Below are 9,884 nucleotides of genomic sequence, written 5' to 3'. Positions count from 1 at the left end.
GCGTGGCCATCGCGGTGCCGCCGGCGGCGCGCGCCCCCCGGCACCCCGGGGCGGGGGCGGCGCGGCGGCCTGCGCCGGCCGCCGCCGCAATCGCGCCCATACGGCGGCGACGAAGCCGACCCCGAACAGCACGTACCAGTTCGTCAGCGCCACCCGCCACCACGGGAACGTCAGCACCGCGTCGGCTTTGTGCGGGAGATAGAACAACGCGAACGTCCAGAACACCAGGACGAGCGGACCCCACTTCGGCCGACGCGCGACGACCAACGCGGTGATCGGCACGCACCACACCCAGTGATGGGTCCATGCGATGGGCGCGCCGAGCAGCCCCGCCACCGCGGCGCAGGTCAACCCCCACACCTCGCCGAGCCGCCGGTACGCCAGCACGGCGGTGGCCAGCGCAGCGACCGCCACGACAAGACACAACACCGCGAGCGCCGTCGGCAACCGATCGACCCCGGCCGCCCGCGCGAGCAGACCCTGCATCGACTGATTGGTCGAATTCGCCAGGTCACCGACCCGGCCGCTCTGCCACACGTACCGCGTCCAGTACCGCCAGGTGTCGACCGGCGCCACCACGCCGGACGCCGCGATCGTCGCTGCGAACACGCCGGTGGCCGTCGCCGCTGCGCGGAACCGCCGGGTCAGGAGCAGGTACACGATGAACAAGCCCGGCGTCACCTTCAACCCGGCCGCGAGCCCGGTACCGACGCCGCGCCACCGCGACTGCGGCGCGCAGGTGAAATCGGCCAGCACCAGGGCCAGCACCGCGAGGTTCACCTGACCGTTGCCCAGTGTCGTGTACACGGGCTCGGCCCACAGCGTGACCGCGGCGATGACCGCCGTCGAGCCAAGCGCCGACGGCCCGGTGATGCCGGCCAGCCGGACCGACTGCCGGGACACCACCACCAGCAGCACGAGGTTGCCGGCGACCGCCAGAGCGCGCGCCACCGGCCACGAGAGCATCGCGGCGGGCACGAACACAGCCGCGGCGAACGGCGGGTAAGTGGCGAGCAGGCCCTGGGGCGTGGGCAGGTTCTCGTAGAGCCGGTGGCCGCGGCGTAAAGCGTCACCCTCGACGCGGTACACCGCGAAATCGATCATCGACGGGTGCAGCAGCGCGCGGGTGACCAGATAGGCGACGACGGACACGGCCAGCAGGACGCCCGCCCGGGGCGCGGTGCCGATGAGTCGCACGTCAGGCCACCAGCTGCAGACGCTCGGGAACCGGGGACGCGACCACGCGGCGCGCTTTCACCACGGCGGCCACCACCCACGACGCACCGAAGACGACGTACCAATTCGTCCAGAGCAGCTCCCAGGTCGGGAACAGCCGGATGTCGGTGGCCCGGCGGGACACCGCAAACGGCAGCCACAGCCAGAAGCCGACGGCGAGCACCGCCGCGCGCGATCGCTGCGTCGCGGCGACGGCGAGCATCGGCACGCACCACACCCAGTGGTGCGACCACGAGATGGGTGACGCGAGCAGGCCGGCAACGGCCGCCACCGTGAGCCCCCACCGGTCGCCGAGGCGCCGGTACACCAGCGCGGCACCCACGAGCAGCAGCACGAGCGTCACGAACGCGCCCACCGTTCCGGCTCGACTCGTGACGTCGTCGCGGGACAGCCGCGCCACCGCACCCTGCACGGTCTGGTTGGTGCCGTTCGCGATATCACCCACCCGGCCCGTGTCGAACAGCAGCTTCGTCCAGTAGAGCTTCGTGTCGGAGAAGTCGACCGCACCCGAGAGCAGCACGGTGACCACGAACGTCACGATCGCGTTGCGTGCCATGCGGTAACGACCCGTCACCAGCAGATAGACCACGAAGATCCCCGGAGCGACCTTGATCGCGGCGGCCAGCCCGATGCCCACTCCCCGGCCGCGAGCACCGGGCGGCCGGGCGAAGTCCGCGAGCACCAGCGCGACCACGGCCAGGTTGACCTGCCCGAAACTGAGCGTGTCGAAGACCGGCTCGCACCACAGCGCCGCTCCCGCGAGCAGCAGCGCGCCGTCGACGAGTCGTGCCCGGTCGACGCCGGCGAACCGGCACGAGAGCCAGGCGACCACCCCGACCAGGGCTAGATCGACGGCATTGCCGATCAGCTGCGTCACCGTCCAGCTCAAGAAACTCAACGGCACGAAGACCAGCGCCGCGAACGGCGGGTACGTGGCGAGCAGTCCGCCCGGCGCGTGGATCGATGCGTACAGAGGGTGGCCGTGCCGGATCGCGGCGCCCTCGGCGCGGTAGGTGGCGAGATCGACCATCGACGGCGCTTCCAGCCAGCGCAGGAGCAGGTACGCGACCAGCGAACCCAGCGCGACCGCGACGCAGACCCCGCGCCGCGGCAGCCGCTGACTCAGCCGGGAGCCACTCACCCGTTCCCTCCCCCTACGGTTCCGGCGGTCGGTCGCCGCCGGTGCTGACAGTCTGCGGGATCGGCCCGCAACGCGTCGCCGCTCGCCCGCGAGCCTGTCGCGCAGTATCAGCGGCGCCCACGACCGCTGCGCCGCCCGGCGCGGTCGGCGACGGAACCCACGGCCGAGTCGGTACGCCGCAGCAGCTGGGCGGACCGGCTGCCGGGACTACGCGATTCGGCCGCCGCGGCGAGACGACGCACGCCACTGCGCGCCACGGGCAGCGCAACGGCAATCAGCAGCCAGGTACGGATCCGGGAAGACAAGAACAGCCACACGGTTGGTCAGCTCCTTCGTGGTCGTGGACGATGCTGGTCAGCTGACTCGCGGTCCCTGGCCGGCCGACACCACGAGATCGAGGCGGACGGGCAGGTCGGTACGGCCCGTCGACGTCCGCGCGTGCGCGATGGGGCCGCCGACGATGCGCTTGCGCAGGTCGGCGAGGTCGGCGTCGTGGCGCACGCGCGCGTCGACGACGAGCGAGGGGTCGTCCGGGTCGCCGATCAACCGGGCCTTGGCGGAGTCGACGCCGGGGAGGCTTTCGATCTCACCGACCACGGCGTCGGTCACCGCGCCCGCCGCCAGCGTGGTCCGGCCGCTACCCCCGCCGTCCTTGATCGACACGTCACCGGTGCGGTCGGTCGAGAAGAGCAGGGCGAGCAGCCAGCGCAGCGTGAGCAGCACCAGCACCAGGGCGACGCCCGCGGCGGCCCACCAGAACCATGCGCCGTTGCGGCCGACGAAGCGGCCGATGCTGTTGTGCACCAGGGACGCGTGCTGGAAATGCCGGCCGAACACCCCGAAGGACGCGGCGGCGCCCGCCCCGCCACCGGCAATGAGCAGGAGCGCGAGGATCACTAGTGCGGTGCGATTCGTGCGGTCGGCGTGCATCAGCGCTTCCTGGGTGTCGCGGTCAGTTTGAGCCGGGGAGCGTGCGCGAGCTCGAGTGCGTCGAGCCGGCTCTGCGCTGCAGCCTGCGACGGCGCGGCGAGCGCTCCGGCGGATTCTGTGTCGCGGGCACTCGTGACCGCCCGCACGCGCACCGACCTGCGTCCGACGCCGACCTTCGCCGACTTCACGCCGTCCACGTCGATCACCGCCGCACGGACGGCACCTGCGACGCCGCGGCGGGTGTACGCGGCGTCGACGGGTTGCTCGTCGCCCTTGGCCGCGACCCGGAAGCGGGTGACCCGACCGCGTTTGAGCTCCAGGATAAGCAGCAAGAGACCGACCACCGCGGCGATGATGCAGCCGACCCGCACACTGCCCTGCGTCCACGAGGTGTGGCCCGCCCAGTGATAGGCGCCGTGCCACTTGACGACCTCGGCATGGTGAGTGGTCCGGTCGGCAACCACTTCGATGATCAGCAGGACCCCGACGACGATCACGGCCAGGCCCAGCAACGCACCGAGCAGCCTGTTGAGCAGCCTCATCGGATCGCGCACCTCCCTCTCGTCAACGGACTCGCCTCGCGGGGGCGGTCCGCGTCAGCAGCTCGCTGACGTGGATGCGCACGTCGGCAACGGTCAGGCCGGTCAGCTCGGCAAGCCGGTGCACGATCCGCTCACGCACCGCCGAGGTCACTTCCGGCACCGACGCCGGCCATCGCACGCTGATCGTCACCTCCACCGAGGTCACTGACAGGTCCACGTCGACGGACACCTTCGGCGCCTCACCGAGTTGTCCGGAGCCCAATCCGTGGACCGATGCGGGTCTGCCCAGGATGCGGCGCGTCGCCGACCCGGCGTCGGGCACCTCGGACACCGCCCGCGTGACGATCTTCGCCACCACGCGGTCCGCAATCGTTACCGCGCCGAGATCGGTACGTCCGGGGTGCGCGCCGCTGTGCGTCGTTGCCGGTGCTCCCGAGTCGGACGCGGCGTCGGGGCCGGTCTTCGTGGCCGTCATCGGTTGTTGCGGCGCCCGGACACATAGGGGCTGATGTCGATGTCGCCTTCGACGATCTTGGCCAGGACGTAGCCGATGGCGGCGAACAGCGCCACGATCAGCATGTCCCCGAAGCTGCCGAAGGCGACCGCAAGGCCGAGGACCAATCCGACGATGGTCGCTAGCGCGGTGCGGTTCATGTTCTCCTCATTCCCGGAAACGGTGTTGCAGGTCATCGCGAACGTTGCCGCGGGTTGGGCCTGGATCGGTCAGCGGACGCGGGGCTCACGCCGGTGGGCGACGCGTCCCCAGGCGGTGTCCAGCACCCGGCGCGGCCATCTCCCCCGCTTCACCACGCGCACGCGCACCGATGCATCCGTGTGGTCGCGGGCGTCGAGGGCGGCGAGTCCGGCTACGAAGGCGGCGGGGTCGCCGCCCCGGTCGGGGTGATGGTCGCGGACGAACGCGCGCCGGGCGGCGCGCCTGCGCTGCTCGTCGGTTCGCTGTTCCACGTGCTGGCCTCCCATCCCGGCGGGTCCGCGACGTCGGCGACCACGATGTCGATCCGGCGCCCCGCAGCGAGCGGCCCGGCCGCGGCGCGGACCTGCGCCGCCAGCTCGGGAACCGGCACCCCCCACTGCGCCTGGACCTGGACATCGACGTGATCGCGGTCGACCCGGACACCGACGACCCGCCGCCCCGGCAGGTAGGACACCACCGACCCGAGCGCTCCCTCGGCGAGGTCGGCGACGGCATGGCAGCCGCGCACCGCAGCCGCGACGGCCTCGACGTCGACGCCGTCGACCGACTGCGGGTCGGGGTTCATCGCGGTCATGCCACGCGCGACGGGCCTTGGTCGTCGTCGCCGTCGTCGGGCAGGTACACGTCGTCGACGCTGATGTTCACCTCGACCACCTCGAGCCCGGTCATCCGCTCGACCGCCTGCTTAACGTTGCGCTGGATGCTCTGCCCCAGATCGGCGATCGAAACGCCGTACTCCACGACGATGTCGAGGTCGATGGCGGCCTGCGACTCGCCGACCTCGACGGCGACGCCCTGCGTGACGCTCGGGCCGGAGCTGCCGGGAATGCGCTCGCGAATCGCACCGAACGCGCGGCTGGACGACGTCCCCATGGCGTGTACCCCGGCAATCTCCCGGCACGCCACTCCGGCGATCTTGGACACCACGCTCTGCGCGACGTTGATCTTGCCTTCGTCGGTGGTCAGCCGATCGTCCCGGGTGGCCGGCGTGTTCTCGGTGGGCTTGTCGGATGATGTGCGGGCTGGGCTCTTGCCGGTGGACTCGGACATCGCAGCCGTGGCTCCTTCGAATGTGGCCGCCAGACCGGCGAAGGGCGCGGTACCCGCCACCCTGCCGACCGTGCGATCGCCGTCTGCCGTTGTTCGGCGTGCGACGCTCTGCTCGCTCTCGTGCCGCTGAGGCATCTCGAGAGCGTCGGTTTACAGCCTAAACGACCCGGGGTCGATTCGGGAGATCAGGGCGAAACCGGACGACGATCCGGCGGCGCGGAAGCGGCCTTCAGGAGCGGTCGCGGCCACCGAAGGTCGCACGCAACTGCTCGGTGCGCCGCGCGGCACCCCACTGGGTCACCCGCCACAGCGCTTCACGCACGATGGCGGTGCTCATCTTCGACTCGCCCAACTCACGCTCCACGAAGGTGATCGGCACCTCGCGCACCACGAACCCGGCGTCCAGCGCGCGCCGGGCGAGGTCCACCTGGAAGCAGTAGCCCTGCGACGCGACAGCCGCGTAGTCGATCGCCCGCAGGACCGCGCTGCGGTAGACCCGGTAGCCGCCGGTCGCGTCGCGCAGGTTCAGGCCCAGCGCCACGCGGGTGTAGACGTTGCCGCCACGGGAGAGCAGTTCGCGGCTCTTCGGCCAGTTGACCACCGATCCCCCGTCGACCCAGCGCGAACCGAGCACGACATCGGCACGCCCGTCCGGACCGTCGAGAGCCGCGAGCAGGTCGGGCAGCTGTTCGGGCCGGTGCGAGCCGTCGGCGTCCATCTCCACGACGAACTCGTCGCCGCGCTCCAGCGCGACATCGAACCCGGCGATGTACGCGGCACCCAGCCCGGCCTTTCCCTCGCGATGCAGCACGTGGACGTGCGGATCCGCGTCGGCGAGCGCGTCGGCGATCTTCCCGGTGCCGTCGGGGCTGGCGTCGTCGACGACGAGGACGTGCGCCTCGGGGGTCGCGGCGCGGACCCGGTCGACGATCGACTCGATGTTGTCGCGTTCCTGGTAGGTGGGGATGACGACCAGCGTGCCGGCACCCGTCTGCCCGCTCACGTGCGTGCGACCTCCAACTGTCGATCGTTCTCTGCAACCGCCGATCGGTCCGCCGGTGCTGCGCGGCGGCGACGTACGCCGGATACCGCGACGCCCACGACGGCCGCTGCGGCGAGGACGTACTCCGGCCATGCACCGACGTCCGTGGCCCACGTCTGCGCAGACCGTAGCGCCACCGTGCGCGAAATGATCGCAGGAGCGAACAGCGTGCCGGATTCGGCCACGACGTCACCGTCGGCGTCGATCACCGCAGACTTACCGGTCGTGGCCACCTGCACGACGGTGCGGCCCGACTCGACGGCCCGCAACCGGCTCATGGCCAGCTGCTGATAGGTCTCGGCGGTGTGCCCGAACGTCGCGTTGTTCGTCTGGACGACGAGCAGTTGCGCGCCGTCGGCCACCGAGGAGTGCACCAGGTTGTCGTAGGCGACCTCGAAGCAGATGACGTCCCCGATCGGCGCGCCGGCGCCGCGTACCAGGCCGTTGCCGTGCCCGGCCACCATGTCCTGGGTGACGGTCTTGGCATCCGAGCTCACCCACTCGGCGATACCGCGCAGGGGGATGTATTCGGCGAACGGCACGGGATGGCGTTTGACGTAGCGGGCCCCGGGCCCGGTGGTGGGTGACCAGAGGATGCCGACATTGCGCCGGTGGGTCGGGCCCGGGCCCTGCAGGATCGCGCCGACGAGCACCGGGGCGCCGATGGCGCGCACCGCGTCGTCGATCTTGCGGTAGGCGCCGGGGACCTGGAACGGGTCGACGTCGGAGGCGTTCTCGGGCCACAGCACCAGGTCCGGGCGCTGCGCCTTGCCGGCGCGCACCTGCGCGGCCAGCTTCATCGTCTGCCGGATGTGGTTGTCGAGCACCTGCTCGGCCCGGCTCTCGAACTGCAACGCGAGGTCGGGCAGGCCGCCCTGGATCACTGCGATCCGCTCGGTGCGTCGCGGCGCGCCGGGCGACAGCGCGGCGCCGAGCAGCAGCCCGGCGAGCGGTACGGCGACGGCCACTGCGAGCCCCGCCGCGACCGGACGTGCGAGCGGACGCCGCCCGTCGACGACCGGACGCAGCGCGATCAGCGCGCTCGCCAGACCGGCCCCGCACCCGGCCACCACGAACGTGAGCAGCGGTTCGCCGCCGAGCGCGGCGAACCAGCGCAGGGGTGAGGTCGACTGGCTGAACGCGAGCCGACCCCACGGGAAGCCGCCGAACGGCAGCCGGTCGCGCAGCGCCTCCTGCAGCACCCATGCCGCGCCGACCCAGAGCGGATACGCAGGCAGGGTTGCCAGGATCGGCAACAGCGCACCGAGCAGCGCGAAGAACGCGGCGAACGCCAGCGCCAGGATCAGCCAGGGCCCCGGGCCGACGTAGATACCGGTCCAGCTGAGCAACGGCACGAGGAACGTGGCGCCGTAGACGTACCCGAGCCACGCCCCGGTGCGTGCGCGGCGGCCGTCGACGGCCAGGCTGAGCAGCGCGACGCTGACCGGCGCAGCCGGCCAGATGCCGAACCGGGGGAACGCGAGCACGCCGACGAGGCCGCCCGCAACAGCGAGCAGCGCAGCCCATCGCTTGGCGCAGAGCGGTTCCCGGCGCTGGTGCACCGGACCAGTATCGCCGAGGCAGGTCGCCGGCCCGTCGGATTCTCAGCCGCCAAGCACGCCCGTGTCATACAGCGTGCTGCCGCCGGACACGGTGGCCAGGCACGTCGGCAGCTCGTCCCCGGTCAGGTCCGGCAGCGTCGCGTCCCGACCTGCGCACTGCCACACCGCGAACGTCGCGGGTGCGCCGACCTGCAGCCGTGCCGGCCCGGCATCCGAGTCCGCCGCGGCGCGGGCGCCCACCGTGTGCGCGGCGAACGCCTGGTCCGCGTCCAGCGGTGCCACCGGTCCGCGCGGGCGGGTCGCGGCGCGCACCGCGGCCCAGGGCCCGAGTTCGGTGACCGGGCTGTCCGACCCGAACGCCAGCGGTACCCCGGCGGCGGCGAGTTCGGCGAACCGGTTGAGCGCGCCGGCCCGCTCGGCGCCGAGGCGTTGGGCGTACATGCGATCGCCGCCGCCCCACAGCGCGTCGAAGCACGGCTGCACGGACGCGATCAGGCCGGTGGCTGCGAACCGGCGCGGGTCGCGCACGTACTCCGCGTGCTCCAGGCGGTGGCGCACGCGCTGCGCGGCCGGGCCGACGCGCTGCTGCGCGGTCTCCACGGCGGTGAGCACCTGATCCACGGCGGCATCGCCGATGGCGTGGAAACCCGCCTGCATTCCCGCCTCGGTGCACCGTACGACGTGCTCGACGAGGTCGCCGGTGTCGTGCTGCAGGTTGCCGTACTCCCCGGGCGCGTCGGCGTACGGCTCGTGCAGGGCGGCCGTGTGCGAACCGAGCGAGCCGTCGCAGAACAAGTCGCCGGCGGCACCCACGGCGCCCAGCTCGCGTGCGGTGTCGATCCCGAACAGCTCGCCCCAGTAGCCGACGACGTCCGGCAGCGTCTCGTCCGCGGCCAGCGCCAGCAGCTCGAGCAGATCATCGGCGCTCGACACGACCGGGCCGGCCATCTCGTGCACGCAGGCGATACCCAGCGCAGCGGCTCGGCGCAGTGCGGCCAGCTGCGCGGTGCGACGCTGCTCGCCGGTGATGCCGGCCAGCGCCGCCGTGCGTGCCGCCTCGTGCGCCGTGCCGCGCAGCCAGCCGTCGGGCGCGAAGCCCGGCAGGTCGCGAATTCCGGGCACCGCGGCGAGCAGCGACGACGACACCAGCGCCGAGTGCTCGTCCACCCGGCTCAGATAGACGGCGCCGCCGTACGACGCACGGTCCAGCTCGTTGATCGTCGGCGGGCGACCGTCCGGCCAGCGCGTCTCGTCCCAGCCGCTGCCGAGCACGGGCCGCCCCCGCGCGGTTCGGACCCGCTCACCGACCTTGCGCACGACGTCGGCGCCCGAAGGGCACTCGCGCAGGTCCAGCCCGGTCAGTGCCAGTCCGGTGGCGGTGCAGTGCACGTGCGCGTCGACGAACGCGGGCGTGACCAGCGAGGTCTGCAGGTCGACGACGGCGGTGTCGGCGCCGACGTCCAGACGGTCCGCGGCCGGGTCGTCACCCAGCCAGCCGATGCGGCCGTCGGCGACGAGGAACGCGGTGGCCGGGCGAAGCGTCGGCTGCGGCACTGCGTGCAGCACCGCGTTGCGGTAGAGCGTCGGCACCGTGCCGAGTCTGCCAGCGACGCCTTGACGCGCGCGAAAGGTAGCGTTTGCGCCAATCAGCTACCGGAAGGGACGT

12 protein-coding genes are annotated in these 9,884 nt (G+C 72.2%); all 12 read right to left on the bottom strand.

Annotation, left to right across the window (positions count from 1 at the left end; genetic code table 11):
• The coding region (locus ACFFCN_RS05755; RefSeq protein WP_375490181.1) for a glycosyltransferase 87 family protein at positions 1-1,197 on the bottom strand (1,197 nt) is incomplete at its 3' end.
• A 1-nt stretch (position 1,198) separates the two neighbouring features.
• Entirely contained in the window at positions 1,199-2,377 is a 1,179-nt protein-coding gene (locus tag ACFFCN_RS05750) for a glycosyltransferase 87 family protein (protein ID WP_375490180.1), read from the bottom strand.
• Between the two features lie 107 nt (positions 2,378-2,484).
• Positions 2,485-2,694 carry a hypothetical protein gene (locus tag ACFFCN_RS05745; protein WP_375490179.1) on the bottom strand — a complete coding sequence of 70 codons (210 nt, stop codon included), beginning with the start codon at positions 2,692-2,694 and terminating at the stop codon, positions 2,485-2,487.
• Positions 2,695-2,731: 37 nt separating this feature from the next.
• Positions 2,732-3,307, bottom strand: a complete 576-nt coding sequence (amaP, locus tag ACFFCN_RS05740) for an alkaline shock response membrane anchor protein AmaP (protein WP_375490178.1) — start codon at positions 3,305-3,307, stop codon at positions 2,732-2,734.
• The gene (locus tag ACFFCN_RS05735) at positions 3,307-3,849 is read right to left on the bottom strand and encodes a DUF6286 domain-containing protein (RefSeq protein ID WP_375490177.1); all 543 of its coding nucleotides are present in this window, start codon (positions 3,847-3,849) and stop codon (positions 3,307-3,309) included. The genes amaP and ACFFCN_RS05735 overlap by 1 nt, the downstream gene beginning before the upstream one ends.
• Before the next feature lie 22 nt (positions 3,850-3,871).
• The gene (locus ACFFCN_RS05730; protein ID WP_375490176.1) at positions 3,872-4,324 is read right to left on the bottom strand and encodes an Asp23/Gls24 family envelope stress response protein; all 453 of its coding nucleotides are present in this window, start codon (positions 4,322-4,324) and stop codon (positions 3,872-3,874) included.
• Entirely contained in the window at positions 4,321-4,503 is a 183-nt protein-coding gene (locus tag ACFFCN_RS05725) for a DUF2273 domain-containing protein (RefSeq protein WP_375490175.1), read from the bottom strand. Before ACFFCN_RS05725 ends, ACFFCN_RS05730 begins: the two co-directional genes overlap by 4 nt.
• 212 nt (positions 4,504-4,715) lie before the next feature.
• Complete coding sequence (locus ACFFCN_RS05720) at positions 4,716-5,129, bottom strand: Asp23/Gls24 family envelope stress response protein (protein ID WP_375490174.1); 414 nt, start codon at positions 5,127-5,129, stop codon at positions 4,716-4,718.
• Between the two features lie 5 nt (positions 5,130-5,134).
• Positions 5,135-5,614, bottom strand: coding sequence for an Asp23/Gls24 family envelope stress response protein (locus ACFFCN_RS05715; RefSeq protein WP_375490173.1), 480 nt, complete (start codon positions 5,612-5,614; stop codon positions 5,135-5,137).
• A 229-nt stretch (positions 5,615-5,843) separates the two neighbouring features.
• A complete protein-coding gene (locus ACFFCN_RS05710; protein WP_375490172.1) occupies positions 5,844-6,617 on the bottom strand; it encodes a polyprenol monophosphomannose synthase in 774 nt (257 codons plus the stop codon).
• Positions 6,614-8,218: an apolipoprotein N-acyltransferase gene (lnt, locus tag ACFFCN_RS05705; protein WP_375490171.1), complete on the bottom strand. Its 1,605-nt coding sequence runs from the start codon at positions 8,216-8,218 to the stop codon at positions 6,614-6,616. The genes ACFFCN_RS05710 and lnt overlap by 4 nt, the downstream gene beginning before the upstream one ends.
• 42 nt (positions 8,219-8,260) lie before the next feature.
• Positions 8,261-9,808 (bottom strand): amidohydrolase, encoded by a 1,548-nt coding sequence (locus ACFFCN_RS05700; protein WP_375490170.1) that lies wholly within the window; start codon positions 9,806-9,808, stop codon positions 8,261-8,263.
• Between the last annotated feature and the right edge of the window lie 76 nt (positions 9,809-9,884).

The sequence above is a fragment of the uncultured Jatrophihabitans sp. genome, from assembly GCF_964246335.1.
Classification (GTDB): domain Bacteria; phylum Actinomycetota; class Actinomycetes; order Mycobacteriales; family Jatrophihabitantaceae; genus Jatrophihabitans.
The sequence above is the reverse complement of the archived record's forward strand: the minus strand, read 5'-3'. Positions and strand labels throughout refer to the sequence as shown.